Annotated in this window: 23 protein-coding genes, 1 tRNA gene and 1 riboswitch; of the genes, 16 read left to right on the top strand and 8 right to left on the bottom strand. The window is 75.1% G+C overall.

Annotated elements, in window-relative coordinates; genetic code table 11:
- Positions 1-6: 6 nt before the first annotated feature.
- Both IF27_RS27150 and IF27_RS27145 read left to right on the top strand, forming a co-directional pair.
- Entirely contained in the window at positions 7-750 is a 744-nt protein-coding gene (locus IF27_RS27150; RefSeq protein WP_052852489.1) for an SDR family oxidoreductase, read from the top strand.
- A 292-nt stretch (positions 751-1,042) separates the two neighbouring features.
- Positions 1,043-3,247, top strand: a complete 2,205-nt coding sequence (locus IF27_RS27145) for a glycosyl hydrolase family 28-related protein (protein WP_110946286.1) — start codon at positions 1,043-1,045, stop codon at positions 3,245-3,247.
- A 150-nt stretch (positions 3,248-3,397) separates the two neighbouring features.
- Here IF27_RS27145 and IF27_RS27140 read toward each other — a convergent pair whose 3' ends face one another.
- Entirely contained in the window at positions 3,398-4,009 is a 612-nt protein-coding gene (locus IF27_RS27140; protein ID WP_052852488.1) for an HNH endonuclease family protein, read from the bottom strand.
- 204 nt (positions 4,010-4,213) lie between these two features.
- Between IF27_RS27140 and IF27_RS27135 the strand changes: the two genes are divergently transcribed.
- Positions 4,214-4,696 (top strand): OsmC family protein, encoded by a 483-nt coding sequence (locus IF27_RS27135; protein WP_052852487.1) that lies wholly within the window; start codon positions 4,214-4,216, stop codon positions 4,694-4,696.
- Here IF27_RS27135 and IF27_RS27130 read toward each other — a convergent pair.
- Entirely contained in the window at positions 4,647-5,450 is an 804-nt protein-coding gene (locus IF27_RS27130) for a class I SAM-dependent methyltransferase (protein WP_052852486.1), read from the bottom strand. The genes IF27_RS27135 and IF27_RS27130 overlap by 50 nt on opposite strands.
- Positions 5,447-6,058, bottom strand: a complete 612-nt coding sequence (locus IF27_RS27125) for a peroxiredoxin-like family protein (RefSeq protein ID WP_052852485.1) — start codon at positions 6,056-6,058, stop codon at positions 5,447-5,449. Before IF27_RS27125 ends, IF27_RS27130 begins: the two co-directional genes overlap by 4 nt.
- A 90-nt stretch (positions 6,059-6,148) precedes the next feature.
- Between IF27_RS27125 and IF27_RS27120 the strand changes: the two genes are divergently transcribed.
- The 3 genes from IF27_RS27120 to IF27_RS27110 all read left to right on the top strand — a co-directional run bounded on the left by IF27_RS27120 (position 6,149) and on the right by IF27_RS27110 (position 11,236).
- Complete coding sequence (locus IF27_RS27120; protein ID WP_052852484.1) at positions 6,149-6,778, top strand: TetR/AcrR family transcriptional regulator; 630 nt, start codon at positions 6,149-6,151, stop codon at positions 6,776-6,778.
- A 134-nt stretch (positions 6,779-6,912) separates the two neighbouring features.
- A complete protein-coding gene (gene mfd / locus IF27_RS27115; RefSeq protein ID WP_052852483.1) occupies positions 6,913-10,518 on the top strand; it encodes a transcription-repair coupling factor in 3,606 nt (1,201 codons plus the stop codon).
- Between the two features lie 73 nt (positions 10,519-10,591).
- Positions 10,592-11,236, top strand: a complete 645-nt coding sequence (locus IF27_RS27110; RefSeq protein ID WP_052852482.1) for a LysE family translocator — start codon at positions 10,592-10,594, stop codon at positions 11,234-11,236.
- 480 nt (positions 11,237-11,716) lie between these two features.
- On the opposite strand, the gene IF27_RS27105 is transcribed toward IF27_RS27110, so the two are convergent.
- The 3 genes from IF27_RS27105 to IF27_RS27095 form a co-directional block, all read right to left on the bottom strand.
- Positions 11,717-12,088, bottom strand: a complete 372-nt coding sequence (locus IF27_RS27105; RefSeq protein ID WP_052852481.1) for a DUF4259 domain-containing protein — start codon at positions 12,086-12,088, stop codon at positions 11,717-11,719.
- A gap of 74 nt (positions 12,089-12,162) precedes the next feature.
- Positions 12,163-12,834, bottom strand: a complete 672-nt coding sequence (locus tag IF27_RS27100; protein ID WP_052852480.1) for a phosphotransferase — start codon at positions 12,832-12,834, stop codon at positions 12,163-12,165.
- A 25-nt stretch (positions 12,835-12,859) separates the two neighbouring features.
- On the bottom strand, positions 12,860-13,264 hold the full coding sequence (locus IF27_RS27095; RefSeq protein WP_052852479.1) for a YrdB family protein: 405 nt from the start codon (positions 13,262-13,264) through the stop codon (positions 12,860-12,862).
- Between the two features lie 152 nt (positions 13,265-13,416).
- On the opposite strand from IF27_RS27095, the gene IF27_RS27090 reads away from it, so the two are divergent.
- The 3 genes from IF27_RS27090 to IF27_RS27080 are packed head-to-tail and all read left to right on the top strand — an operon-like array spanning position 13,417 to position 16,670.
- Entirely contained in the window at positions 13,417-14,868 is a 1,452-nt protein-coding gene (locus tag IF27_RS27090; RefSeq protein WP_052852478.1) for an AMP-binding protein, read from the top strand.
- Positions 14,861-16,252: a carboxyl transferase domain-containing protein gene (locus IF27_RS27085; RefSeq protein ID WP_052852477.1), complete on the top strand. Its 1,392-nt coding sequence runs from the start codon at positions 14,861-14,863 to the stop codon at positions 16,250-16,252. The genes IF27_RS27090 and IF27_RS27085 overlap by 8 nt, the downstream gene beginning before the upstream one ends.
- A complete protein-coding gene (locus IF27_RS27080) occupies positions 16,245-16,670 on the top strand; it encodes a hypothetical protein (protein WP_052852476.1) in 426 nt (141 codons plus the stop codon). Before IF27_RS27085 ends, IF27_RS27080 begins: the two co-directional genes overlap by 8 nt.
- Before the next feature lie 112 nt (positions 16,671-16,782).
- On the opposite strand, the gene IF27_RS27075 is transcribed toward IF27_RS27080, so the two are convergent.
- The gene (locus tag IF27_RS27075; protein ID WP_052852475.1) at positions 16,783-17,412 is read right to left on the bottom strand and encodes a DUF4352 domain-containing protein; all 630 of its coding nucleotides are present in this window, start codon (positions 17,410-17,412) and stop codon (positions 16,783-16,785) included.
- A gap of 196 nt (positions 17,413-17,608) precedes the next feature.
- On the opposite strand from IF27_RS27075, the gene IF27_RS27070 reads away from it, so the two are divergent.
- The 3 genes from IF27_RS27070 to IF27_RS27060 all read left to right on the top strand — a co-directional run bounded on the left by IF27_RS27070 (position 17,609) and on the right by IF27_RS27060 (position 21,356).
- Complete coding sequence (locus IF27_RS27070) at positions 17,609-19,471, top strand: N-6 DNA methylase (protein ID WP_052852474.1); 1,863 nt, start codon at positions 17,609-17,611, stop codon at positions 19,469-19,471.
- A gap of 83 nt (positions 19,472-19,554) precedes the next feature.
- Complete coding sequence (locus IF27_RS27065) at positions 19,555-20,103, top strand: hypothetical protein (RefSeq protein ID WP_052852473.1); 549 nt, start codon at positions 19,555-19,557, stop codon at positions 20,101-20,103.
- A complete protein-coding gene (locus IF27_RS27060) occupies positions 20,100-21,356 on the top strand; it encodes a serine/threonine-protein kinase (RefSeq protein ID WP_052852472.1) in 1,257 nt (418 codons plus the stop codon). Before IF27_RS27065 ends, IF27_RS27060 begins: the two co-directional genes overlap by 4 nt.
- Positions 21,357-21,358: 2 nt before the next feature.
- On the opposite strand, the gene IF27_RS27055 is transcribed toward IF27_RS27060, so the two are convergent.
- Positions 21,359-21,430 (bottom strand) — tRNA-Gln (locus IF27_RS27055).
- A 157-nt stretch (positions 21,431-21,587) separates the two neighbouring features.
- On the opposite strand from IF27_RS27055, the gene IF27_RS27050 reads away from it, so the two are divergent.
- The 4 genes from IF27_RS27050 to IF27_RS27035 all read left to right on the top strand — a co-directional run bounded on the left by IF27_RS27050 (position 21,588) and on the right by IF27_RS27035 (position 25,832).
- Positions 21,588-22,913, top strand: a complete 1,326-nt coding sequence (locus tag IF27_RS27050) for a sensor histidine kinase (protein ID WP_052852471.1) — start codon at positions 21,588-21,590, stop codon at positions 22,911-22,913.
- Positions 22,906-24,186: a cytochrome P450 family protein gene (locus IF27_RS27045; protein ID WP_052852470.1), complete on the top strand. Its 1,281-nt coding sequence runs from the start codon at positions 22,906-22,908 to the stop codon at positions 24,184-24,186. Before IF27_RS27050 ends, IF27_RS27045 begins: the two co-directional genes overlap by 8 nt.
- A 174-nt stretch (positions 24,187-24,360) precedes the next feature.
- Positions 24,361-24,636, top strand: a complete 276-nt coding sequence (locus IF27_RS27040) for a hypothetical protein (RefSeq protein WP_052852469.1) — start codon at positions 24,361-24,363, stop codon at positions 24,634-24,636.
- Between the two features lie 354 nt (positions 24,637-24,990).
- A riboswitch (cyclic di-AMP (ydaO/yuaA leader) is annotated at positions 24,991-25,124 on the top strand.
- A gap of 3 nt (positions 25,125-25,127) precedes the next feature.
- Positions 25,128-25,832: a transglycosylase family protein gene (locus tag IF27_RS27035; protein ID WP_052852468.1), complete on the top strand. Its 705-nt coding sequence runs from the start codon at positions 25,128-25,130 to the stop codon at positions 25,830-25,832.
- The last annotated feature ends 89 nt before the right edge of the window (positions 25,833-25,921 follow it).

Here is a 25,921-nt window from a genome sequence, read left to right as displayed (position 1 = left end):
CAACGGATGAGGATCGCCGTCGCCGGGGCCACCGGGAACATCGGGGCCCTGACCACCGCCGCGCTGGAGCGGGACGGGCACGACGTCGTGCGCGTCAGCCGCTCGCTCGGCGTGGACCTGACCACGGGCGAGGGCCTGGACGACGCCCTCACCGGCGCCGACGCCGTCATCGACGCGACGAACAGCACGGCGACAGACCCGGCGCAGGCCGTCGCGTACTTCGGCGCCACCACCCGGAACCTGCTGGCCGCCGGGCGGCGGGCGCGCGTCGGGCACCACGTGCTGCTCTCGATCGTCGGGATCGACCGCGTGGAGGGCAACGCGCACTACGCGGGCAAGCGCGAGCAGGAACGCCTGGTCGCGGCAGGGCCCGTGCCGTGGACGATCGTCCCGGCCACCCAGTTCACCGACTTCGCGGCGATGGTCGCGGGCTGGACCGAGCGGGACGGCGCCGCCACCGTCCCGCCGCTGCTCGTGCAGCCGATCGCGCCCGCCGACGTGGCCGACGTCCTCGCCGAGATCGCGGCGGGCGCCCCGCAGGGCCGCTACCGCGACGTCGCGGGGCCCGACCGGCAGGACCTGGTGGACATGGCCCGCCGCACGTTCGACGCGCGCGGCCACGCGGTGCGGCTGGTCCCGAGCTGGTCCGGGTTGTTCGGCGCCGACATGGCCGGGGACGTCCTGCTCCCGGGCGACGGCGCCCGCATCGCGCCGACGTCCTTCGAGAGCTGGCTCGCCACCCAGCGGTAGGCCGACGCGCCGGAACCGCCCGTCACGGTGCGTCGCGGAAGCCCGGCCCCGTGGCGGGCTTCCCGCACGGCCCGCACCCCGAACACCCGGCGTCCGCCCGCCGATTGTCCGGCCGACGGTGACGAATTCATTGTGCAATTCATTTCTCCATACCAGAATGCCCACTGCTCACTTCCCCGCGCTACGTGAGTACTTCGAGGCATGCCTGCTCGTGGTCTACCGGTCCGTCCAGTAGTTCCCCCCACCGAGAGGTGAATTCGTGTACAGAAAAATCTTTTCCAGCCTGTGCGGTATGGCGTTGGCCGCCACGGGCGCCCTGATTGTTCTTCCCGCGCAGGAGGGGCACGCGGACGCCGCGCCCGCCGTCCCCGCCGCCGGGCCGTCCGAGGCCGACGTGATCGCCGCGGCCGGGGCCACCACCCCGTTCGTGACGGTCGAGGCCGAGACCGGGACGCTCGGCGGCGGCGCCCGCGTCCGCTCCCTCGTCCCCGGAGCGCCGCGTCCGACGGCGGCCACGCTGGAGACCGAGGCGTCGGGCTACGCGCTCGCCGAGCTGCGGGCCACCGGCGATTCCGTCACGATCCCCAACAGCAGCGGCGCGAACGCCAATTCCCTCGTCGTCCGCGCCTCGATACCCGACGCCCCCGCGGGCGGCGGCATCACGGCGACGCTGAACGTCTACGTGAACGGCACGTTCCGCCAAGCCATCACGCTCAGCTCCCGCCAGGCGTGGAACTACCGGGGCGCCACGACCAATCCCGACGACCCCAACGCCGGAGGAATGCCTTACCGCTTCTACAACGAATTCCCGGTGCGGATCACCGGCGCCGCCATCGCCCCGGGCAGCACCATCACGCTCCGGAAGGACGCCGCCAACACCGCCGCGTTCTACGCCCTCGACTCCGTCGATCTGGAGAACGTCGGCCCGGCCAGGACCCAGCCCGCCGACTCACTCTCCGTCGTCAGCTACGGCGCCGACCCGACCTTCGGCACCGACTCGACGGTCGCCATCCAGAACACCGTCAACGCCGCCCGCCAGCAGGGGAAGTCCGTCTGGATACCGCCGGGCACCTACCTGACGAACAGCCTGGCCCCCGTCCCGCTCGACTTCACCGGCGTGACGGTCAGGGGCGCCGGTATGTGGCACACCACGCTGTACCGCAAGGTCCCGCTGCCCACCGTCTCGTGGCGCTCCCAGATCCTGGTGGGCTCGGGCACCATGCTCTCCGACCTCCAGATCGACGCCAACGCGATCTGGCGCGAGGTCCGCGGCACCGGCGGCTCCGACTACGGGATCAACGCCAGCGGCGCCGACGGCTGGCTCGTCGAGCGCATCTGGACGCGGCACACCGACGCCAACTGGCTCTCCGGCACCGGCGGCACGATCCGGGACAGCCGCACCGCCGACAGCTACGGCGACGGCTACAACATCAACAACAGCAACACCCCGCACCCGGACAAGCGCGGCAACGACATCACCGTCCAGAACAACTTCGCCCGCGGCACGGGCGACGACTCCTTCGCCGTCTACTCCGACGCCGGGGCCGCGGGCGACAACCCCGGGCTCAGCGGCGCGCGGGTCCTCAACAACACGGCGATCGCGCCGTGGTGGGCCAACGGCCTGCGGATCGCGGGGGGCACCGACATCGAGATGCGCAACAACCTCGTCAACAGCGTGTCGTCCAACAGCACCTTGGACATCGGCATCTTCGGCGACTCGGGGCGCCCCCTGGAGTCCGCGCTCGTGACCGGCAACGTCCTCATCGGCGGCGGTGGCTGGAACGGTGTCCGGCACGGCGCGCGGATCGGTTCGCCGCCCGCCACCTCGCAGTTCCCCGACGCCTACACGAACGTCACGCTGACCAACAACGTGTTCCGCGGCTCGCTCGGCGCGGGGCTGTCCGTCGAACGGGAGCGTGTCAACGCCACCTTGACGAACAACACGATCGACGGCCCTGCCCTGCACGGGATCTGGGTCCAGCCGGGCGTCACCGGCACGGGGAACTTCTCCGGCACCACGGTGACGAACCTCCGCGCGGGCCAGGTCGCGGTCCGCAACGACTCGCCCTCGACGTTCCGCATCCCCGCCCAGCCGCCGGTGGCCTCCACCGCCGGGTTCCGCGCCCATGCCGACGGGCAGATCGTGACCGCGGCGAACGCGGGCGCGGCGCCCCTGATCGCCGACCGGGCGAGCATCGGCGCCTGGGAGCGGTTCGACGTGGTCACCCTGCCGGGCGGCATGATCGGGCTGCGCGCGCAGGTCAACGGCCTGTACGTCTCGGCGGAGAACGCGGGGGCCGCGCCGCTGATCGCGAACCGGGCCACGGCCGGGCCCTGGGAGACGTTCCAGCTGATCCGCAACGCCGACGGCAGCGTCAGCCTCCGGGCGCAGGCCAACGGGCGGTACGTGTCGGCGGCGAACGCGGGCACGGCGCCGCTGATCGCGAACCGCGACGCCATCGGGCCGTGGGAGCGGTTCGACATGATCACGGTGTAGGCGGCGGCCCGCACGCGTGAACCCCCCTCCGCCGCCCTGCGGTTGTGAGCACGACGGGGCGGGGGAGGGGGGTGGTCCGTGCGGCGGCCCGGGGCGTGCCGGGCCGCCCGAGGAGGCGGTGACGCGGTGGTGCGGTGGAGGGGGCGGGGCTCAGCAGCCGTTGAGGACGCTGGTGAGCCGGCTCTTCTCGGCGGAGTCCACCGAGAGCCCGTAGTAGTACTTCACCTGCACCCAGGCGCGGGCGTACGTGCAGTGGTACGCGCCGCGTGAGGGCATCCACTCGGCGGGGTCGCGGTCGCCCTTGGACTGGTTGACGTTGTCCGTGACGGCGACGAGCTGCGGACGGCTCAGGTCGTTGGCGAACGCCTGCCTGCGGGACGTCGTCCACGCGTCGGCGCCCGAGTCCCACGCCTCGGCCAGCGGCACGACGTGGTCGATGTCCACGTCGGACGCGGCCGACCAGGTGGCGCCGTCGTAGGGGGAGTACCAACTGCCGCTGGTCGCGGCGCAGCTGCCGTTCGTCACGACGTTGGTGCCGTCGCGCTGGAGGACGACCTCGCGGGTGTCGCAGCTCCCGCTCTGGGTGATCCAGTGCGGGAAGAGGTCGCGGTTGTAGCCCGAGCGGTCCTCGGTGGCGACCGGCAGGGCGGCGAGGTAGGAACGGGCGGTCGCGGCGCTGACCGGTGTCGGCAACGCGGCCTGGGCGGCGGGGGCGCTGAGCAGGGAGGCCACGGTGGCGACGCCGGTGAGGGCGGCGGCCATGGCTATTCGGTGACGCGCGTAGAAGTGGGGGTTCACGCGAAGTCCCTCGCTGTGGGGGCGGACAGGGGCCTGGCTCACTTGCCATCGTGGCGGCGGAACGTTTCTGCACCGCGAGCTGCAGGTAACAGATTAGGGGCATGCTCACGTCAGATTGGGTGCGCGATCATGGGGGGATCGGTACTCGTCATGTGAAGGAGCGGCAGCGTGAGCAGGACACGGCAGCACGGCTACGAGGTCACCGTCCGCTGGACGGGCGCGGCCTCGGGCGGCACCACCGCATACAAGACCTACGCGCGCGACACCGAGGCGGCGGCCGAGGGCAAGACGGTCGCCCTGCCGGGCAGCGCCGACCCCGCGTTCCTCGGCGACGCCACGCGCTGGAACCCCGAGGAACTGCTCGTCGCCTCCCTCTCCCAGTGCCACATGCTCAGCTACCTGGCCCTGTGTTCCCTGCGGAAGATCGTCGTCACCGGCTACGAGGACGCCGCGAGCGGCACGATGGAGGAGACGGGCGGCGCGGGCGCGTTCACGGAGGTCCTGCTGCGGCCGGTCGTGACCGTGGCCGAGGCGGGCATGGTCGAGGCCGCCACCGCGCTGCACGGCCCCGCGTCCGACAGCTGCTTCATCGCGGCGTCCGTCAACTTCCCCGTCCGTCACGAGCCGACCGTACGGGTCGCCGCGCGCTGACCAGCCAGGCCGTGGCGCGCAGCGACGGGCCGAAGGGCGCGAGCGCCGCGGCCAGGGCCTCCGTGACGGCGGGGGACTCCGGGTCGGGCAGGGCGTCGCGGACGGCGCCCCAGTCGCGCAGGAACGCGGCGGCCTCGTGCACCGTCGCGCCGAGCCGGAGCGTCGTCCCCAGGCCGGTGACGGTGATCCGCTCGTAGCCCGCGCCGGTCAGCACGTCCCTGATCCTGCCGGGGTCCGCGAGCGAGGAGACGCCGGGCGCGCCGCTCCTCGTCATGCCGGACGGCAGCAGTCCGCGCAGCGCGGCGCCGAGCACCTGGGGCAGCTCGTTCGACGCCGGGTCGCCCGGCACGGTGAACGCCAGCCTGCCGCCGGGGCGCAGGGCGTGGCCGATGTGCGAGAAGGCGGCCGTGTGGTCGGCGAAGAACATGACGCCGTTGCGGCTGAGCGCGACGTCGAACGCGGCCTCGGGGAAGCGGTGCGTCTGCGCGTCCGCGTGCACGAACGACACGTTCCGCACGCCGGTCCTCGCCGCCGTCGCCCGGGCCTCGGCCAGGAGCGGCGCGGCGATGTCGATGCCCACGGCCTCGCCGTCCGGTGCCTGGGCGGCGGCGCGCAGGGTGGTGCGGCCGTAGCCGCAGCCGATGTCGAGGACGCGGTCGGCGGGTTCGAGCGCGGCGGCGGCGAACAGCGCCGCGTCGCTGCCCGCGCCGACGACCTCGTAGCGGGCGGCGTCCGCGGTCCGGTCGAAGGTCACGCGCCGTCCCCCGTCCCGGCGCGGCGCGCGGTGGCGGCGTGGGCGAGGAGTTCGTCCACGGACCACTGGTCGTTCGCGTGCGCGCCGTACGTGGCGGCCACGACCGTGCCGTCAGGGGCGATCAGGAAGTCGGCGGGCAGCCCCAGCCGTCCGCCCGCCGGGCGGGCCACGGGCGGACGCCGCCTGCGGAGCAGGACGGGCCCGAGGTCCCGCAGCACCCCGTACGCCATCGCGGGCCAGGCGCGCGGGTCGAGGACGGAGCGGCTGCCGCGTCCGACGCCGAACTCCCGGTACAGCGCCTGCTCCCCGTCGGCGATCAGCGCGAACGGCAGCCCGTCCGCGTGCGGCAGCAGCTCGGACGCGGGGGAGTGGAAGACGACGACCTCGCGGACGCCCGCGGCCGTGATCTCGCCGTGGCGCACGGCGATCGAGCGCAGGTGCAGGTTGCAGACCGGGCAGCCCGCGAACCGGCGGAACTGGAGATGCACCAGCTTCCCGTCGGTGGCGGGGACGGCGATCGGCTCCCCGTCGAGCGCCGTCAGGCGGCGGGCCGCGACGACGGATCCGGGGCGGTACCTGGTGGGTGACGGGTGGGGTTGCGCGGCCATCGCGGATCGGTCCCTTCGCCGGTGGCGACACGTAAGCGTGCGCCGTACGCTTACCGACGCTATGAGCGTACCCGGTACGCTGTCAAGGCGATGCCACGACCCCGTTCCCTCACCCCGGCGCAGCTCGCCGACGCCGCGCTCGCCGTCCTCGACCAGGACGGCCCCGCCGGTCTCACGATGCGCGCCGTCGCCGACCGGCTCGGCATGTCCACGATGGCGCTGTACCGCTACGTCGCCGGGCGCGCCGAGCTGGAACGCCTCGTCGTGGACCGGGTGCTGCGCGACATCGACGTCACGCCGCCGCCCGCGCCCTGGGACCGGCAGGTCGCCGCGCTCATGGAACGGGCACGCGCCGCCGTCGCCGAGCACCCCGCCACGGTCCCGCTGCTGGTGGCCCACCGGCACGGCGCGGCGGGCGTGTGGCGCTGGTCGGAGGCGGTCCTCACCGCCCTGACCGCGGCCGGACTCGACGGCACCCGGCGCGTCGTCGCCCTGCGCGCGCTGACCGCCTACCTGATCGGCGCGCTCCAGAACAACCGCCTCGGCCCCCTCGCCGGGCCCGGCACCGAGGCGCTGGCCGCGCTGCCCCCCGACGACCACCCGCTGCTCGCCGCGACGGCGGCCGACGCCGGTGGCCTCGCGGCGGACGACGAGTTCCGCGGCGGCCTCGACCTCCTGCTGGGCGGCCTGCGCGCCGAGGCGGACGGCGCCCCCGGGTGAACACCTGACCGGCGCCCCCCCCGCGGGCCGAGCCCGCACGCGGTCACCCGCCCGGCGGCGTACCCTGGGAACCCCCCGGTCGGTGCTCCCGCCGGGCTTTCGTGTTGTCCATTTCCGGGGACGGAAAACCACTGATGTCTCTCGCCGGTCTGCTCGCCGCCGTCTCGCACGAGCCGACGCTCGCCGAAGCCGTCGCCGCCACGGACGACGGCACACGCCGTCATGTCGATCTCGTCGGCCCGCCCGCCGCGCGGCCCTTCGCCATCGCCGCGCTCGCGCGCGGCACCGGCCGCACCGTCCTGGCCGTGACCGCGACCGGCCGCGAGGCGGAGGACCTGGCCGCCGCGCTGCGCTCCCTGCTGCCCCCCGACGAGGTCGCCGAGTACCCGGCCTGGGAGACGCTGCCGCACGAACGCCTCTCGCCGCGCGCCGACACCGTCGGCCGCCGCCTCGCCGTCCTGCGCCGCCTGGCGCACCCCCGGTCCGACGACCCGGGCGCCGGACCGGTCTCCGTCGTCGTCGCCCCGATCCGCTCCGTCATCCAGCCGCAGGTCAAGGGCCTCGGCGACCTCGTGCCCGTCGCGCTGCGCGCCGGGGAGAGCGCCGACCTGTCCACCGTCACGCAGGCGCTGGCCGCCGCCGCGTACAGCAGGGTCGAGCTGGTCGAGAAGCGCGGCGAGTTCGCCGTGCGCGGCGGCATCCTCGACGTGTTCCCGCCGACCGAGGAACACCCCCTGCGGGTCGAGTTCTGGGGCGACGACGTCGAGGAGGTCCGCTACTTCAAGGTCGCCGACCAGCGGTCCCTCGAAGTCGCCCCGCACGGGCTGTGGGCCCCGCCCTGCCGCGAACTGCTCCTCACCGACGAGGTGCGCCGCCGCGCCGCCGAGCTGGCCGTCGCCCACCCCGAGCTGGTCGAGCTGCTCGGCAAGATCGCCGAGGGCATCGCCGTCGAGGGCATGGAGTCCCTGGCGCCCGTGCTCGTGGACGACATGGAGCTGCTCCTCGACGTCCTCCCGGACCGCTCCCTGACGGTCGTCCTCGACCCGGAGCGGGTCCGCACGCGGGCCGCCGACCTCGTCGCCACCAGCCAGGAGTTCCTGCACGCCTCCTGGGCCGCCGCCTCGATGAGCGACACGGGCGAGGCCCCGATCGACGTCGGCGCCGCGTCGCTGCGCGGCCTGGCCGAGGTGCGCGAGCACGCCGCCGCGCTCGGCATGCCGTGGTGGTCGGTCTCCCCCTTCTCGCAGAGCGTGGACGCGGGCGACGCCGGTGACCTGCCGCCCGAGCCCGGCGACGTGGCGGGCGGCGTGGACGGCGCCGACGACACCCTGCGCCTCGGCCTGCGCGCCGCCGAGAGCTACCGGGGCGACATCGCCCGCGCCCTCGCCGACACCAAGGGCTGGCTCGCCGACGGCTGGCGCGTCGTCTACCTCACCGAGGCCCAGGGCCCGGCCAGCAGGACCGTGGACATCCTCGGCGGCGAGAACGTCCCGGCGCGGCTCGACCCGGTGCTGCCCGCCGACCTCGCCCCGTCCCTCGTCCACGTCGCCTGCGGCGCCGTCGAGCACGGCTTCCTCGCCCCGGCGCTGCGGCTCGCCGTCCTCACCGAGACGGACCTCACCGGCCAGAAGGCCGCGGGCCGCGAGGGCGGCCGGATGCCCGCGCGCCGCCGCAAGACGCTCGACCCGCTCACGCTGGAGGCGGGCGACTTCATCGTCCACGAGCAGCACGGCGTGGGCCGCTACGTCGAGATGGTCCAGCGGACCGTGCAGGGCGCCACGCGCGAGTACCTCGTCGTGGAGTACGCGCCCGCGAAGCGCGGCCAGCCGGGCGACCGGCTGTTCGTGCCGACCGACCAGCTCGACCTCGTCACCAAGTACGTGGGCGGCGAGGCCCCGACGCTCCACCGGCTCGGCGGCGCCGACTGGACGAAGACCAAGGCCCGCGCCCGCAAGGCCGTCAAGGAGATCGCGGCCGACCTGATCAAGCTCTACTCGGCGCGGATGGCCGCCCCCGGGCACCCGTTCGGCGCCGACACGCCCTGGCAGCGGGAGCTGGAGGACGCGTTCCCCTGGGCCGAGACGCCCGACCAGCTCACCACCATCGCCGAGGTCAAGGAGGACATGGAGAAGTCCGTCCCCATGGACCGGCTGATCTGCGGCGACGTCGGCTACGGCAAGACGGAGATCGCCGTGCGCGCGGCGTTCAAGGCGGTGCAGGACGGCAAGCAGGTCGCCGTCCTCGTGCCGACGACCCTGCTCGTGCAGCAGCACTTCGGGACGTTCTCCGAGCGCTACGCCCAGTTCCCGGTCGCCGTGCGCCCGCTCTCCCGCTTCCAGTCCGACGCCGACACGCGCGCGACCCTCGACGGGCTGCGCGACGGCGCGGTGGACGTCGTCATCGGCACCCACCGGCTGTTCTCCTCCGAGGTGAAGTTCAAGGACCTCGGGCTCGTCATCGTGGACGAGGAGCAGCGCTTCGGCGTCGAGCACAAGGAGCAGCTGAAGAAGCTGCGCGCCAACGTGGACGTCCTCACGATGTCGGCCACGCCCATCCCGCGCACGCTGGAGATGGCGGTCACCGGCATCCGCGAGATGTCCACCATCACGACGCCCCCCGAGGAGCGGCATCCGGTCCTCACGTTCGTCGGGCCCTACGAGGAGCGGCAGATCGGCGCCGCGATCCGCCGTGAACTGCTGCGCGAGGGGCAGGTCTTCTACATCCACAACCGGGTCGAGTCGATCGACCGGGTCGCGGCGCGCCTGCGGCAGATCGTCCCCGAGGCGCGCATCGCGACGGCGCACGGGCAGATGAGCGAGGGCACGCTGGAGCGGGTCGTCGTGGACTTCTGGGAGAAGCGCTCCGACGTGCTGGTCTCCACGACGATCGTGGAGTCGGGCATCGACATCTCCAACGCGAACACGCTCATCGTCGAGCGCGGCGACATGTTCGGCCTCTCGCAGCTCCACCAGCTGCGCGGCCGGGTCGGGCGCGGACGCGAGCGCGGCTACGCGTACTTCCTCTACCCGCCGGAGAAGCCGCTGACCGAGACGGCGCACGAGCGGCTGGCCACCATCGCGCAGCACACCGAGATGGGCGCGGGCATGTACGTCGCCATGAAGGACCTGGAGATCCGCGGCGCGGGCAACCTCCTGGGCGGCGAGCAGTCCGGGCACATCGCCGGGGTCGGCTTCGACCTGTACGTGCGCATGGTGGGCGAGGCCGTGGCGGACTACCGGGCGGCCCTGGAGTCGGGCGGGGACGGCGCGCCGGACGAGTCGCTCCTCGAAGTGAAGATCGAGCTGCCGGTGGACGCCCATGTGCCGCACGACTACGCGCCGGGGGAGCGGCTGCGCCTCCAGGCGTACCGGTCCATCGCGGCGGCGAACAGCGAGGACGACATCCGGGCCGTCCGGGAGGAACTGACCGACCGCTACGGCCCGTTGCCCGAGGCGACGGAGAACCTGCTGCTGGTCGCGGGGCTGCGGATGCTGGCCCGCTCCTGCGGCGTCACGGACGTCACGTTGCAGGGCAGCCGTATCCGCTTCTCGCCGGTGGACCTGCGGGAGTCGCAGGAACTGCGGCTGAACCGGGTCTACCCCGGCTCGGTCCTCAAGCGGTCCACGCAGCAGGTGCTGGTGCCCCGGCCGACGACGGCGCGGATCGGCGGGAAGCCGCTGACGGGGCGGGACCTGCTCGCCTGGACGGGCGAGTTCCTGACGACCATTCCGGGCTCCTGACCGGCGGCGGGCCGGGTCCTCCCGCGGACCCGGCCCGTACCGGCGGGCGGGCGGCGGCCGTACGCTGCCCCGCATGGACACCGCCACCTCCCTGTGGTCCTTCGCCCTCGTCGTCGGACTCCTGACGCTCACCCCCGGGCTCGACACCGCGCTGATCCTCCGCACGGCCGGGCTCGGGCACCGCAGGCGTGCCTGGGGTGTCGTCCTCGGCATCCAGACCGGCACGTTCGTGTGGGGCGCCCTGACCTCGCTCGGCGTCACGGCCCTGCTCACCGCCTCCCAGTTCGCCTACACGTGCCTGCGCTGGGCGGGCGCGGCGTACCTCGTCTGGCTGGGCGTCCGGATGCTGGCCGCCACCTGGCGCCGCGGCGCCGGTGAACAGGACGGCGCGGAGGGCGCGGCGGCCGGATCGTCCGACACCCTGACCGGCGGCTTCCGGCAGGGCGCCCTGACCAATCTGCTGAACCCCAAGGTGGGCGTGTTCTACGTCGCCGTCCTGCCGCAGTTCATCCCGCAGGGCGCGCCCCACTTCACGGCGGGCGTGCTGCTGACCTGCGTGCACATCCTGCTGGGCCTGGCATGGTCGGCGGTGCTGGTGGCCTTCGCGCGGGGGCTGCGCGGGGTCCTGCGCACGCCCAGGGCCCGGCGCGTGCTCGACCGGATCACGGGCAGCGTCATCGCCGCGTTCGGCGTACGCCTCGCGGCGGACGGCGGCTGACCCGCCGCACCCCGCGCCCCCAACGGGGGACCGGCCGGGACGTCCCCCTCAGCTCACGGGGACGTGGCGGGGCGGCGGTGACGAGGCCCCGCACCCGCGCGGCCAGGTCCCGTATCCCCGCCACGGGGTCCGACGCGCTCACCTCCAGGAGGGCGCCCGCGAACTCCCGCCACCCGGTGACCGACACGGCGACCAGCGCGACCCGGCGGACGTGCGGATCGGGGCCGAGGAACGCCCAGCGCAGCAGGGCGAAGGCCCCCGCCTCGTACCCGCCCCGTACCCGGGTCGGCCACGACCGCCGTGCGGTACAAGGACGTTCGTCAGCCCGTCAGCCCGTCAGCGTCCCGCTCCGCCGCGGCGTTCCCGTGGGCCGCGACGTGGCCGACGTCCCTCAGCTCGTCCTCGACGTACCGCGTCGGACGTGTGGACCTCCGGATCATGCGCGTCCCGGCACACCCGCCGGGACGCTCCCGCGCGCACTCACCCCCCGGCGGCTGCGGCCCGTGCCAGCCCCTCGAAGGTGCGGTCGAGTATCGCGCGCCGCTCGGCGCGGTGGCCCGGCGTCGGCTCCAACTCGTCTATCGTCCGCTCCCACACGTCGATGTACGCCCGCCGCCACTCCTCGACGACGGCCGGAGTCGGCAACGACCCCGCGCCGTGCCCGGCGTCGGCCAGGGCGGTCAGCAACTCCACGTTGCACGGGACGACGACGCCCCAGTACTCGTCGGGCTCGATCCCGACCGGATCGCCCGCCATCGCCTCCGCGACCTCGTCCACCAACCGCCCCACGACTCCGGCCAGATACTCGCCCGCCGTGTCGTTGTCGAAGTTCCCACTGCCCCAGGTGCCCATCGCGCCCCTCCTCCACGTCCCAGCACTCCCCATGGAAGCAGGCACCACTGACAACGCGCCCCGATCCGCCGCCGTCAGCCGTCCCCCGAGACCTTCCCCGGGGCCTCCGCGAAGGCGCGCAGCCGGGCCGCCTCCCGCGCCGTCACGTTCGGATCGCCCCTCCTGGTCTCGACGGCGGCCCGCAGCCACGGCCCGGGATCCGCCCGCGAACCGGCCCGCAACCCCCGCAGCAACAGCCCCCGCCCGGCCCGCACCACGGGCCAGGGGATGTCGGCCGTGCCCACCGTCACCAGGGTCATGGCGAGGTCGGCCGCCGGAGCGCCCGCCGCCGCGTTCCGCCAGTCGATCACGACGGGACCGCGCCCCGTCAGCACGACGTTGCCCGGGTGCAGATCGAGGTGCAGCACGCGGTCGTCGTCCGTCCCCGCGAAGCCCACCGGCAGCCAGCCGGGCGCCGGTATCGCGTGCAACCGGTCGTGCAGCGCGCCCAGTTGCCGCCCGAGCCGACGTACGCGCCACGGCCGTCGCGCCAGCACCTCGACCATGGTCGGCCCCGCGAGCCGCTCCATCACCATGTCCGCGCCGTCCACGTCGTGCACGCGCGGCACCGGGTACCCATGCTCCGCGACGTACGCCATCAGCCGCGCCTCGCGCTCCGTCGGCCCGCCGTGCCGGTAACGCCGTAGCACGCGGTGGCCGTCCAACGCGTACACGTCCGCGTCCCGCCCGGACGCGATCAACTCCATGCGCCGCACACGCCCTTCCCCTCCCTCACGCCGCCCGAGCCGGCGACGCCGAGCGCCGCGCCGTCTCGGCCACGGCCGTGTCGGCCACCATGACGACGGCCAGCACCAGCGCGGCCGTCGAGTGCCCCCGCGCGTGCACGCCGTAGGCCCCGCCCCCGAGCACCGCCGCCTTGACCACGAGCACCCCGGCCAGCGGCAGCCGTACCCGCGCCCGCGGCGCCGCGAACAACCCCCACAGCACGGCACCCGCGAGCGGCAGGCCCAGGCCCAGCGCGGTGCGCGTCAACACGCCCTCATCAGCGCCGAACCCCCACCAGCCCAGGCAGGCGAGCGCCGTCACCTCCAGCGCGAACGCCAGCAGTTCGTTCGCCGTCAGGTACCACGGCCCGTCGAGCAGGGGCGTGGGATCGCGGGGTCCGTCGCTGGGCATCGTGCCGTCCGATCACCGGTGGGTCCCTCCGTACGCGAACGAGTGTCGCAGGCCGCTCCGCGCGCACGCACGGGGGCGACCGGCCCGCGCGCGGCCGATGATGGGAAGGACCGAGCCGCCGCGCGCCCCTCGCGCCCCTGGGAGGAACGACCGTGTCCCCGCTGCTGCCCACCCTCAGCGCCGCCGTCCCACCGGACAGCCCGGCCGCCCGCTTCGGCCGGCTGACGCTCACCCATGCCGCGCTCGCCACCGCCGCCCGCGCCCTGGCCGCCGGTCTCGTCCCCGGCCGCCCCGTCGCCGTATGGGCCACGCCGACGCCGGAGACGGTGGTCGCGGTCACCGCCGCGCTGCTGGCAGGAGCGCCCGCCGTGCCGCTCAACCCGCGGTCCGGCGCGGCCGAGCTGGCCCACGTCCTCGGCGACAGCGCCCCCGCCGTCCTCCTCGCCGCCCCTGGCGAGGAACTGCCCGCGCCCGCAGCCGCCCTCGCGCGCCTGGACATCGACCTCGCCGCCCGCGCGTCCGGCCCCCCGCCCCCCGAACCGCCCGACGAGGCCCCGGCGTTGATCGTGTACACCTCCGGAACCACCGGGCCGCCCAAGGGAGCGGTCCTCCCGCGCCGCGCGATCCGCGCCGACCTCGACGCCCTCGCCGACGCCTGGGACTGGACCGGGCGCGACGTCCTCGTGCACGCCCTGCCCCTCTTCCACGTGCACGGGCTGATCCTCGGCGTCCTCGGCCCGCTGCGGCTCGGCGCGGCGTTCCACCACCTCGGCCGCTTCTCGCCCGAGGCGGCCGGGGCCGCGCTGGCGGGCGGCGGGACGATGCTGTTCGGCGTGCCGACCATGTACCACCGCATCGCCGAGGCGCTGGACGGCGACGCCGGGCTCGTCCGCGCGCTCGCGGGCGCCCGCCTGCTCGTCTCCGGCTCCGCCGCCCTCCCCGCGCCCGACCGCGACCGCATCACCCGCGCCACGGGCCGCCCCGTCATCGAGCGCTACGGCATGACCGAGACGCTGATGAACACCTCCGTCCGCCCGGGCGACGACGCCGCGCCCCCCGGCACGGTCGGCACGCCGCTGGCCGGGGTCGAGCTGCGCCTCGTGGACGACGCGGGGGCCGAACTGCCGCCGGGCGACCCCGAGTCGGTCGGCGAGGTCCAGGTGCGCGGCCCGAACCTCTTCACCGGCTACCTGAACCGCCCCGACGCCACCGCCGCCGCGTTCGCGCCCGGCGGCTGGTTCCGCACGGGCGACATGGCCACGCGCGACGGCGCGGGCCGCGTCCGCCTCATCGGCCGCCGCGCCACCGACCTGATCAAGAGCGGCGGCTACAAGATCGGCGCGGGCGAGATCGAGAACGCCCTGCTCGACCACCCGGCGGTCCGCGAGGCCGCCGTCACCGGCGAGCCCGACCCCGACCTCGGCGAGCGGATCGTCGCCTGGATCGTCCCCGCCGACCCCGGCGCCCCGCCGCCCGCCGACGCGCTCGCCGGGCACGTCGCCGCGCTGCTCGCGCCGCACAAGCGCCCGCGCGTCGTCCACTACCTGAACGCCCTGCCGCGCAACGACATGGGCAAGGTGCTGAAGCGGTCGCTCCATGTCTGACAGACCCGACGCGACGAGCGCCCGCGCCGCCGCCGACTCCGTCGCGGAGGACTTCCGCGAACTGCCCCTCGCCCCCGCCCCGCCGGGCCCCGCCGACGGCCCGATCGGCTGGACCGGCTACGACGAGGCGCGCGCCCGCGCCACCCGCCGCACCGGCGAGCACGAGTCGGTCGTGTGCGGCACCGCGCGGATCGGCGGGCGCGAGGCCGTCCTCGTCTCCTTCGAGTTCGGCTTCCTCGGCGGCTCGCTCGGGGAGCGCACCGGCGACCTGCTCGCCGCCGCGCACGCCACCGCACGCGCGCGCCGCCTGCCGCTCGTCTCGCTGCTCGCCACCGGGGGCAGCCGTATGCAGGAGGGCATGCGCGCCCTGACGCAACTCCAGCGCCTCACCGCCGAATCGGCCCGCACCCGGGCCGCCGGGCTGCCGCAGATCGCCGTGGCCCGCGACCCGACGACGGGCGGCGGCTGGGCCGTGCTGGGCGCGGGTGCCGACGTGGTCCTCGCCGTCGCGGGGGCGCAGATCGGCTTCGCGGGCTCACGCGTACGGCCGCCGGGCGCCGACCCGGCGGCGTACACGGCGGAGGCCCAGTACGCGGCGGGGCACGTGGACGCCGTCGCGGCGCCCGGCGGACTCCCCGCGCTGCTGGCCCGGTACGTCGCCCTGCTGGCGCCGCCGCATCCGCTCGCCCCCGCCGAGCCGCCCGGCGCGGGGCCGGTGGAGGGCGGGCTGCCCGAGGGCGGCTGGGAGGCCGTGTGCCGCGCCCGCGCGGCGGGCCGTCCGCGCGCGGACGCGTACCTGGACGCGTACTTCGAGACGCGCGAGCCCGTCAGCGGCGACCGCTGCGGCGGCGTGGACCCCGGCATGCTGTGCGGCTTCGGACGCCGCGCGGGCCGCACGATCGCCTACGCCGCCCAGTCCGGCACGCGGACCACCCCGGCCGGTTACCGCACGGCCGCCCGCCTCGTCCGGCTCGCGGGGCGGCTCGGGGTGCCGGTGCTGACGCTGATCGACACGCCGGGGGCGGCGGCCGGAGCCGAGGACGAACGGGCGGGCACGGGACCGGCCGTCGCCGACGTGTTCGCGGCGGTGGCGACCTCGCCGGTGCCGGTCACGGGGCTCTTGATCGGCGAGGGCGGCTCAGGCGGCGCGCTGGCCCTGGCCCCCCCGGGCAACACCTGGGCCGTGCCGGACAGTTATTTCGCGGTGATCGCCCCGGAGGGCGCGGCGGCCATCCTGAAGCGGGCGCCGGGGGAGGCCGCCGCCACGGCCGACCAGTTGCGGCTGCGCCCGCAGGACCTGTCCGCACTCGGCGTCACGCGCGGGACGGTCGGGACGTCAGGGCCCGTTGTCAGTGCCGTCCGCCAGGATGGGGGACATGAGTGACGTGAGCGGTACGGGCGGGGCGGCGGTCGCGGGGACGGAGGGTCTCGTCCGCGTCTGGCGGGAGATCCTCGACGCCCCGGAGAAGTCGTGGGCGTTGTTCGGGAACGGCACCTGTGTCGTGCTGGTGGAGCCGGGCGACGACCTGGCGCGGCAGGCCATCGAGGTGCTGCGGGAGTACGGTCCCGTCCATGTCGGCACGCCGTCGGGGGACTTCGAGGTCATAGGTCTGGGCGAGGGGCGGGGCTGGGTGGTCGTCGGCCATCACCCGGACGTCCTCACCTACGTGCCGCCGACGGAGGAGCCGGGCGGCGCCGCGCGGCCCTCCGACCTGTCGGTCGGTCTCGACGGCCGCTCCCTGCGCGACCTGGACGGGCGGGAGTTGCGCGTCGTGCACGTCGAGGACAACAGGCCCGCCTGAGCGGCGTGCGTGCGGGGCCTGCCCGCGCGCACGGCGGACGCCGGGCGGTGGGACACGGGGATCCCGCCCGCCCGGCGTCCGCCGGTACGGCCCTGCCACGGCGCCCGGCCGCTCAGAGGGTGAGCGTCCAGGTCTCGCCGTTGCTCTCGAAGTCGTCCAGGTCCTCGACCAGCACGTTCAGCGTCGCCGCGTCGGCGGGCGCGTCGAAGGCGAGCTGCCCGGTGGCCGTCTGACCGGGCGGGAGCGCCCCGCCGAAGCCCGAACCCATGGTCTCATCGAAGATCTCCTCGGCCTCGACACCGTCGTCACCGGCGCGGGCGGTGACGTACAGCATGTCCGTGTCGTACGCCTCCGCGCCGCCGTTCTCCACCGTGACGGTCACGGCGTAGGCCGTGTTGCCCTCGGTGTGGCCGTAGGCGTACTCGTCCGGCGTGTACGGCTCGGGCGCCGAGACGGTGATGGTCACGTCGCCGTCGAACGGTACGCCCTCGTCCGCCGCGTGCGTCCCCGCGCCCGCCGCGTCGTCCTCCGCGGGCGGCTCGTCCGCGGGCGGCTCCTCCTCGGCCGGGGGCTCCTCGGCCGTGTCCTCGGTCTGCTCCGCGTCGGCTTCCGTGTCCTCGGCGCCGCCCGACGCCGACTCCGTCGTCTCCGCCCCCGAACCGCCGTCGTCCTCGCCGGAGCAGGCGGTCAGCGCGCCGCCCATCGTGAGTGCCGCCACGGCGATCGCGGCCACGGCCGTCATGCGCTTCCTCGTCCTGACCACGTCAGGTTCCCTCCCTCGTCACCACCGGCCCCCCTGGGTCGGCGGGGTCAATGAGAACACCTCCTGTGAATCGAGTCAACAGGCAAGCTGACGAACCTCCTTCGCGCCGCTGTGTATCGAAAACCCCCGGACTGTGGGTAAGGTCGTCCCACCGCAGCCGACAGGAGGCAGTCACGTGCCGGGGCACAACTCCGAGGTCACCGCGGCCGGTATCGCCCGGCTGGCCGGTGTCGGACGGGCGGCCGTCAGCAACTGGCGCCGCCGCCACGACCACTTCCCGCGGCCCGTGGGCGGCACGGAGACCAGCCCGACGTTCGCCCTGCCCGAGGTGGAACGCTGGCTCCGCGCCCACGGCAAGCTCGCCGACGTGCCGCTGCGCGAACGCCTCTGGCAGCTCGTCGAGTCGGGCCACGACGGCGTCGCCGAGACCGTCGCCCGCCTCGGCGACCAGCTCCTCCAGCACGGCGACCGCGCCCCCGAGGGCGGCGGCGAACAGGCCGACGCCACTGCGGCGCTGGCCGCCACGACGAGCCCGGCCGAGACCTTCGAGTTCCTGCTCGGCCGCCATCTCGACGCCGCCGCACGCCAGCTGACGCTCACCCCGCCCGACGTCGCCGCGCTCATGGCCGCCCTCGCAGGCCCCGCCGACTCCGTCTACGACCCCGCCTGCGGCCCGGGAACCCTCCTCGCCGCCGCCCGCACCGCCGACGGCGCGCCACCCCCCGAACTCCACGGCCAGGACGCCGACCCGCTCCTCACCCGCCTCTGCGGGCTCCGCCTCGCCCTGCGCGGCAGCCACAGCGTCCACGTCCACCCGGGCGACACCCTGCTCGCCGACGCGTTCCCCATGCTCACCACCGACATCGTCCTGTGCCACCCCCCGTTCAACGAACGCCACTGGGGCCACGCCGAACTGTCCTACGACACGCGCTGGGAGTACGGCCTCCCCGCCCGCGCCGAATCCGAACTCGCCTGGCTCCAGCACGCACTGGCCCGCCTGCGCCCCGGCGGCACCGCCGTCGTCCTGATGCCCCCCGCCGTCGCCGCCCGCCGCACCGGCCGCCGTCTGCGCGCGGCCCTGCTCCGACGCGGCACGCTGCGCGCCGTCATCGCCCTGCCCACCGGCGCCGCGCCGCCCCAGAGCCTTCCCCTGCACCTGTGGGTGCTGCGCAAGCCTGACCCCGCGGCCCCCGCCGCCTCGGAACCGCGCCTGCTGGTCGTCGAGACGGGCAACGTCACCTCACGCACCCCCGGTACCCGCGCCGGGGACGGCCTGGACTGGCCCGCGCTGCGCGAGACCGTCCTCACCGCGTGGGACACCTTCCGGCGCGACGGCGACCTGCCCTTACTGCCGGGCATCCACCGCGCCTTGTCCGTCATCGACCTGCTGGACGACGAGGTCGATCTCACCCCCGCCCGCCACCTGCCCCCACCCGGCCACACCACGGCCGCCGGTGCCCTCACGGGCGTGCGGCGCGACCTCCAGGACACGCTGCGCCGCACGCTCGACCTCGCGCCCGTCCCCGAACCGCGCGGCGAACTTCCCGCAGGCGCCCCGCACTGGCCGACCGTCACCGTCGGAGAACTGGCCCGCGCCGGCGCCCTCGAACTGCACCCCACCGACCCACCCCCCACCCGCCCCGGCGACGTCCTGGTCCCCCTGCTGCACGACGGCACCACCACCCCCGGCGTCGTCGCCGACAGCGACGCGGGCGCCACCCTTGAGCGCCACACCGGCCTCCTACGCCCCGATCCCGCCGCCCTCGACCCGTGGTTCCTCGCCGGATTCCTGCGCGGCAGCGCCAACACCAGACAGGCCAGCAGCTACGCCTCCGCCGCAGGACGCGTCGATCTGCGCCGCCTCAAGGTCCCGAGACTCCCCCTCGCCCTCCAGCGCCGCTACGGCCGCCGCTTCGCCGAGCTGGCCGCCTTCGAGACCGCCCTCGGCGAGGCCGCGGAACTGGGCCGACGCCTGGCGCAGGGCACCGTGGACGGCCTGACGGAAGGCACCCTCCCCCCGGGGGACGGCGCGGGCTGAACGGCGCCGGGCGTGGGCGGATATCATCCTGGTCCGCGGCGCCCGACGCCGCGTCGCTCGAACGGATACCCGACGGGGGTGCGATGTACGGCCCGCCCATACCACCACCCCGCCGGGACGTCCGGGCCGAGATCCTGCGCTGGGTACTCGCCCTCGTCCCGCTGGTGTCGCTGGGGCTGCTCGCCTGGGTGCCGTTCCTCAACGTGGCTGCCCAGCGCAAGCGCCGCTCCGACTGGTGGTTCGTCGCCCTGTACGTGACGCTGTCCGTCATCGAGACGATCATGTTCGCGAACATCCCCTCCGACGCCGAGACCGACCTGTCGGCGTTCGCCGGGGGGTACGTGATCGCCCTCATGGCCGGTGCCTGCTGCCACGCGGCCATCACCGGCTACCTGCCCCGCCGCGGCCACGCCGCCCACCACCCCGGCCCCGCCGGGCCCTACACGCCCTACGGCCACCCGCCGCCCGTCGTCCCCGGCGCGTACGCCGCCCCGCCCCCGCCGCACGTCCCGCCGCCCCACACCCCGCAGCCGCACGCGTCCGCGCCGCCGCCCGCGTCACCCCGCATGCGCCAGGTCGCCTCGGAACTGGACGAGCTCGACGCGTACCTGCGCCGCGAGGAGGGCCGATGACCGCCCCGCGCGTCCTCGTCGGCCGCTACGAGCTGACCGAACCCCTCGGCAAGGGCGGCATGGGCGAGGTCTGGTCCGGGCGCGACACCGCCCTGGGCGGGCGCCGCGTCGCCGTCAAGCTCCTGCACGCCGACCGCCTCGCCGCCGCCTCGGGCTCGGGCGACCCGGAGAGCCTGCGGCACCGCTTCCTCCGCGAGTGCCGCGCGACCGCCCGCGTGGACCACCCCGGCCTCGTCGTCGTGCACGACGCGGGCGCGGACGGCGCCGAACTCTTCCTCGTCATGCAGCTGGTCGAGGGCTCCGACCTCGCCGACCACCTCGCGGAACACGACCCCTACCCCTGGCAGTGGGCCGTCGCCGTCCTCGCGCAACTGGCCTCCGCGCTCGCCGCCGTCCACGCCGTCGGCATCGTGCACCGCGACCTCAAGCCGGGGAACGTCATGGTCCGCCCCGACGGACGGACCACCGTCCTCGACCTGGGCATCGCCGCCGTCACCGACGAGACCGACGAGGCGCGCCTCACCAGGACCGGCACCCTCCTCGGCACCCCCGTCTACATGGCGCCCGAGCAGGCCGTCGGCGGCAGCCCGGTCGGCCCCGCCGCCGACCTCTACGCCCTCGGCGCCATCGGCTACGAACTCCTCGCGGGCCGCGTCCCCTTCACCGCGCCAGGCGCGGCCGGACTCCTCTACAAGAAGCTGCACGAGGAGCCCGCCCCCCTCGCGGGCCTGCGCCCCGACCTCCCCGCGGGCCTCGCCGACCTGATCCACCGGCTGCTCGCCAAGGACCCCGCCGCCCGCCCGCAGAGCGCCGCGGGACTCTTCGCGCCGCTCGCCGCCCTCGTCTCCCGCACGGGCGCCGCCACCGTCGCCGACACCCCGCTCGACCCGACGCGCCCGCTGCTCCGCCCCCTCGACCCCTGGCCGCCCTCGCGCGCGCCGGAACCCGACCTCGCGGCGAGCCTGGGGGAGATCAAGCAGCTGCTGGCCCAGGGCCGCTACCCCGAGGTCGCCGCTCTGCTGCGGCGCACGCTGCCGGTCGCCGTGCTCCGCTTCGGGGAGACGTCACCCGTCGTGCGGACCCTGCGCAAGCAGTACGCCGCGACGCTCCTGGACACGGCGCAGTACGACCTCGCCCTGCCGGAGATCCAGCGCCTCGCCGACGACCTGACGGCCGAACGCGGCCCGTACGACCCACTCGTGCTCCAGCTGCGGGCGGACGAGCAGCTCTGCCTGCGGCACCTCGGCCGCTGAGGCTCCCCCGCCAGGATTCGAACCTGGACTTACGACACCAAAAATCGCAGTGCTGCCGATTACACCACAGGGGATGGCAGGCCCTGACGGAGCGGGCCGAACTGCCCACCCTCCGCCGGACACCCCACACTATGCCAGCCCGCCGCCCCTCGACGCGACGGTTCCCCGGGCCCGCCGTATCCCCGCCCACCCTCCCCTGAACCCGCCACGACCGCCCGTAGGCTGGTCGGCATGAACACTTCGGGGGAGGAAGCCCCGGCCGGTGGGGGGTACCGGCTGTGGTGGTGGACGCGGCGGCGCAGCGCGGCGCTCGACATAGGGCTCGCGGTCGTCTCGGCCGCCGAATGCGTCGCGCAGGGCCTCGGCTTCGCCGAACGGACGGGACTGCCGCCCGCGCTGATCGTCCTGCTCGGCGTCCTGGCGGGGAGCACGGTGGTCGTCCGCCGCAAGCGGCCCCTCACCGTCATCCTGGTCGCCCTCGCGATCCTGCCGACGACGATGGGCGACGTGCTCGCCGTCGTCGGCCTCTACACCCTGGCCACCTCGGAGGCGTCCCGCCGCCTCGTCGGCGCGCTCGCCGCGACGGAGGCGGTCGGCTCCTTCCTCGTGACCCACCTCCTGCTGGAGCGCGACCCGGGGCTCGAAGCGCAGCCGATGCCCGCCTGGTTCCGCCCGCTGGTCGCGGGCATCTTCGCCGTCGTCCTCGTCGCGCCGCCCGTGCTGCTGGGCATGTACGTACGGGCCAGGCGGCGGCTCGTCGAGTCCCTGCGGGACCGCGCGGGCGGGCTGGAACGGGAGCTGGCCCTGCTCGCCGAGCGCGCCGAGGAGCGCGCCGAGTGGGCCCGCGGCGAGGAGCGGCGGCGCATCGCCCGCGAGATGCACGACGTCGTCGCGCACCGGGTCAGCCTCATGGTCGTGCACGCCGCGGCCGTCGCGGCGGTCGCGCCCAAGGACCCGGAGCAGGCCGCGCGCAACGCCACCCTCATAGGCGACATGGGACGCCAGGCGCTCACCGAACTGCGCACGATGCTCGGCGTCCTGCGCGCGGCCGACAAGGTGCCGCTCGCCGCTCCCGCGCCCGCCGCCCCCTTCCCGCCGCCGGTCGGCTCCACGGCCGCGTCGGCGCCACCGCGCCACGACCCCGCGGGGCCCGCGCTCGACGGGCTCGGCGCGCTCATCGACCAGTCGCGCGCGGCGGGCATGGCCGTGGACCTCGCCGTCGAGGGCGAGCCGCGCGGCTACGCGGAGCCGGTCGAGTCCACGGCCTACCGCGTCGTGCAGGAGGCGCTCACCAACGTGCACAAGCACGCGGCGGGCGCCGTCGCCCGCGTCCGGCTCGCGCACCGGGAGGGCGAGGTGGCCGTCCTGGTGCAGAACGACGCCCCGGCGGGCGGCGCGGTGCCCGGCGCGCGGCTGCCGAGCGGCGGCAACGGTCTTGTCGGCATGCGCGAGCGCGTCATGGCCCTCGGCGGCGGCTTCGTCTCCGGGCCGACGGACGGCGGCGGCTTCCGCGTCTCGGCGGTGATCCCCGACCGGCGGGAGCCCTCGGGTGCCTGACGAGGGACGCTGCCCGGCGGGCGGGGACGCGCCCGCGCCGTTCGGCCCCGGCTTCGCGACCGACCCTTACCCGGCGTACGCCTGGCTGCGCGAGCACGCGCCCGTGCACCGGGCGACCCTGCCGAGCGGCGTCGAGGCGTGGCTCGTCACGCGCTACGCCGACGCCCGCCGCGCGCTGGCCGATCCCCGGCTCAGCAAGAACCCGGGCGCGCACGACGCGCAGGCCCACGCGCGGGGCCTCGTCGGCATCCCGGGCGAGCGCGGCGCCGGGGTCATGACCCACCTGCTCAACATCGACCCGCCCGACCACACGCGGCTGCGGCGGCTGGTCTCCACGGCGTTCACGCCCCGCCGCGTCGCCGCGTTCGAGCCACGGGTGCGGGAGCTGACCCACCGGCTGATCGACGGGTTCGCGGCGCGGGGCAGCGCCGACCTGATCGACGCCTTCGCCTTCCCGCTGCCCATCCTCGCCATCTGCGACCTGCTGGGCGTCCCGCCCGAGGACCACGACGACTTCCGCGACTGGGCCGGGATGATGCTGCACACCACCGGACGGCGCGGCGGCGTCGGCCGGGCGGTGCGACGGATGCGCGCGTACCTCACCGAACTGATCCACCGCAAACGCGCCGACCTCGGCGACGACCTGATCTCCGGCCTCATCCGCGCCTCGGACGACGGCGAGCAGTTGACGGAGGACGAGGCCGCGGCCATGGCCTTCATCCTGCTGTTCGCCGGTTTCGAGACCACCGTCAACCTCATCGGCAACGGACTGCACACGCTGCTGCGCGCGCCGGAGCAACTGGAGCGCATGCGCGGCCTGTTCGCGGCGGACGCGGCCGACGGCGGCGCCCGTGCCGCGCGGGCCGTGGAGGAACTGCTGCGCTACGACGGGCCGGTCGAGATGGCCACCTGGCGGTTCGCCGCCGAGCCGCTGACGCTCGGCGGGCAACGGGTCGGCCGCGGCGACCCCGTGCTCGTCGTCCTCGCCGCCGCCGACCGCGACCCGGCGCGCTTCGCCGACCCCGACCGCCTCGACCTCGGCCGCGCGGACAACCCGCATCTGGGCTACGGGCACGGCATCCACTACTGCCTCGGCGCCCCGCTGGCACGCCTGGAGGCCCGCACCGCGCTGGAGATCCTGCTCACGAGGCTGCCCGGCCTGCGGCCCGCAGGCGACTGGTCGGGGCTGCGCTGGCGTGGGGGGCTGATCATGCGTGGACTGCGCTCTCTTCCGGTGGAGTTCACACCGGAACGGGTGACCTCGCGTCAATAGTGTGATCCGTGCGTGATCTCGGTGGGATCGGCTTGTGATCGAGTGGTGGGGAGGGCTAGGTTCCCCTCAGCCGCAACAGTGTTCGTACAGGTTCGTACAGGGAGGCCCAACAAAATGCGCTCGGGGACTGGTCGTCAGCGTCGTCCGTGGCAGGTCCGTGACGGCGGTGCCGGGGTGACGACAGCCGGGCCGGCGGGCGCCGGGCGGGGCCTGTGGCCCGACTACCGCGAGGACTACGGCGACGACGTGGACTGGGCCGAGGAGGCGGAGGAGGCGCAGGCCGAGGAGGAGATCGGCGGCGCCGAGGAGTCCGTCGTCCCGACGTACGCGTCCGGCCGCCGCGCGCCGCGGGGCGCCGCCTCCCTCCGCGCCCGCAAAACGGACATGACGGCGGATACCGCCGCCATCTCCCCGTGCCGTCGGCCGTACTTGGGGTTCGCCGCGGCCTGAACGCCGCCGCGCCGCCGCCCCGTGCTCCCCAGGGGGCACGGGTGTGACCCTCATCTCCCCGACGTCCCGGTCCGTCCCGCTCGTCCGTCCTGTCCGATTGCCGGATGACCTGCGAGGATTCGGCACTTTCACCGCCCTCGCGCGGCATTGCGGCGATCTTGGGTGATCAGGGACGATCTTCACCCTTCTTGAACAGTCGCTCCGCGTGTGTTTAGTGTCCTGCGCCCGGTTCATCACCGGGTGCCCGGACCGACCACGCCGAATCCTGCCCCGGCCCGGGGGACCACCACCGCACCACCGCGGGCAGGAGCGGGGGACCCAGACCCGTGACCCGGCGGCCGTCGAGGCCGGGGCACGGACGCCGCGCCGTAGCCACACCGTACGGAGCGGCTCGGGGTGAAGTCCCAGGGGCCGCGAGGCACCGGGGACCGGGCACTCACCTGGCCCGAACCCGACAGCTCACCTCGCAGGCGTCGGTGAGAAGGAACGTCATGCGCTTCTCCTCCAGCAAGGGCCGTCACCGCCGTCCGTCCAGGCCCACGCGGTTCGCCGCCGCGGCCGGTGTCACCGGCGCCGCCATCGCCGTCCCGCTCATCGGCGCCACCGGCGCCAACGCCGCCTCGGTGGACACCTGGGACGCCGTCGCCCAGTGCGAGTCGGGCGGGGACTGGTCGATCAACACCGGCAACGGCTACTACGGCGGCCTCCAGTTCTCCTCGTCCAGCTGGGCCGCCGCGGGCGGCACCCAGTACGCCTCCAGCGCCGACCAGGCCACCAAGGAGCAGCAGATAGCCACCGCCGAGAACCTGCTCGCCATGCAGGGCCCCGGCGCCTGGCCCGTCTGCGGCCCCCAGGCCGGGCTGAGCGCGGGCGGCGAGTCCCCCGACCTGAACACCGGCGACCCGGCCCCCGAGGCCGCCCCCGCCGAGCAGCCTGCCCCGGTCGAGGAGCCCGCGCCCGTGGAGCAGTCCGCCCCGGTGGAGCAGTCGGCCCCGGTGGAGGAGCCCGCCGCGCAGCCCGTCGAGGAGGCGCCGCAGGCGCCGACCGGCGGCGACTACACGGTCGTGCCGGGCGACAACCTGTCCGCCATCGCCGCCGCCCACGACACGACCTGGCGTCAGATCTACGCCGACAACCAGGCCGTGATCGGCGACGACCCGAACCTGATCTTCCCCGGTCAGCAGTTCGTCCTGTGAGCACCCCCGGGCCCCTGGCGGCCCGGGACGGCACCTGACCCGGTGCGCGGTGGCCGCGAGGCCCCGCGCACCGGGTTTTCTTCACCGGA

Source organism: Streptomyces avicenniae (genome assembly GCF_000719135.1).
In the GTDB taxonomy this organism is placed as follows: domain Bacteria; phylum Actinomycetota; class Actinomycetes; order Streptomycetales; family Streptomycetaceae; genus Streptomyces; species Streptomyces avicenniae.
The sequence above is the reverse complement of the archived record's forward strand: the minus strand, read 5'-3'. Positions and strand labels throughout refer to the sequence as shown.

What these genes read in the sequence shown, in the direction of transcription:
- mfd (WP_052852483.1), top strand. Translation starts at nt 6,913, where the DNA reads ATGTCTCTCGCCGGTCTGCTCGCCGCCGTCTCGCACGAGCCGACGCTC.
- IF27_RS27050 (WP_052852471.1), top strand. Translation starts at nt 21,588, where the DNA reads ATGAACACTTCGGGGGAGGAAGCCCCGGCCGGTGGGGGGTACCGGCTG.
- IF27_RS27140 (WP_052852488.1), bottom strand. Translation starts at nt 4,009, where the DNA reads ATGGCCGCCGCCCTCACCGGCGTCGCCACCGTGGCCTCCCTGCTCAGC.
- IF27_RS27100 (WP_052852480.1), bottom strand. Translation starts at nt 12,834, where the DNA reads ATGGAGTTGATCGCGTCCGGGCGGGACGCGGACGTGTACGCGTTGGAC.
- IF27_RS27110 (WP_052852482.1), top strand. Translation starts at nt 10,592, where the DNA reads ATGGACACCGCCACCTCCCTGTGGTCCTTCGCCCTCGTCGTCGGACTC.
- IF27_RS27120 (WP_052852484.1), top strand. Translation starts at nt 6,149, where the DNA reads ATGCCACGACCCCGTTCCCTCACCCCGGCGCAGCTCGCCGACGCCGCG.
- IF27_RS27095 (WP_052852479.1), bottom strand. Translation starts at nt 13,264, where the DNA reads ATGCCCAGCGACGGACCCCGCGATCCCACGCCCCTGCTCGACGGGCCG.
- IF27_RS27145 (WP_110946286.1), top strand. Translation starts at nt 1,043, where the DNA reads ATGGCGTTGGCCGCCACGGGCGCCCTGATTGTTCTTCCCGCGCAGGAG.
- IF27_RS27125 (WP_052852485.1), bottom strand. Translation starts at nt 6,058, where the DNA reads ATGGCCGCGCAACCCCACCCGTCACCCACCAGGTACCGCCCCGGATCC.
- IF27_RS27075 (WP_052852475.1), bottom strand. Translation starts at nt 17,412, where the DNA reads ATGACGGCCGTGGCCGCGATCGCCGTGGCGGCACTCACGATGGGCGGC.
- IF27_RS27105 (WP_052852481.1), bottom strand. Translation starts at nt 12,088, where the DNA reads ATGGGCACCTGGGGCAGTGGGAACTTCGACAACGACACGGCGGGCGAG.
- IF27_RS27150 (WP_052852489.1), top strand. Translation starts at nt 7, where the DNA reads ATGAGGATCGCCGTCGCCGGGGCCACCGGGAACATCGGGGCCCTGACC.
- IF27_RS27065 (WP_052852473.1), top strand. Translation starts at nt 19,555, where the DNA reads ATGTACGGCCCGCCCATACCACCACCCCGCCGGGACGTCCGGGCCGAG.
- IF27_RS27085 (WP_052852477.1), top strand. Translation starts at nt 14,861, where the DNA reads ATGTCTGACAGACCCGACGCGACGAGCGCCCGCGCCGCCGCCGACTCC.
- IF27_RS27035 (WP_052852468.1), top strand. Translation starts at nt 25,128, where the DNA reads ATGCGCTTCTCCTCCAGCAAGGGCCGTCACCGCCGTCCGTCCAGGCCC.
- IF27_RS27060 (WP_052852472.1), top strand. Translation starts at nt 20,100, where the DNA reads ATGACCGCCCCGCGCGTCCTCGTCGGCCGCTACGAGCTGACCGAACCC.
- IF27_RS27080 (WP_052852476.1), top strand. Translation starts at nt 16,245, where the DNA reads ATGAGTGACGTGAGCGGTACGGGCGGGGCGGCGGTCGCGGGGACGGAG.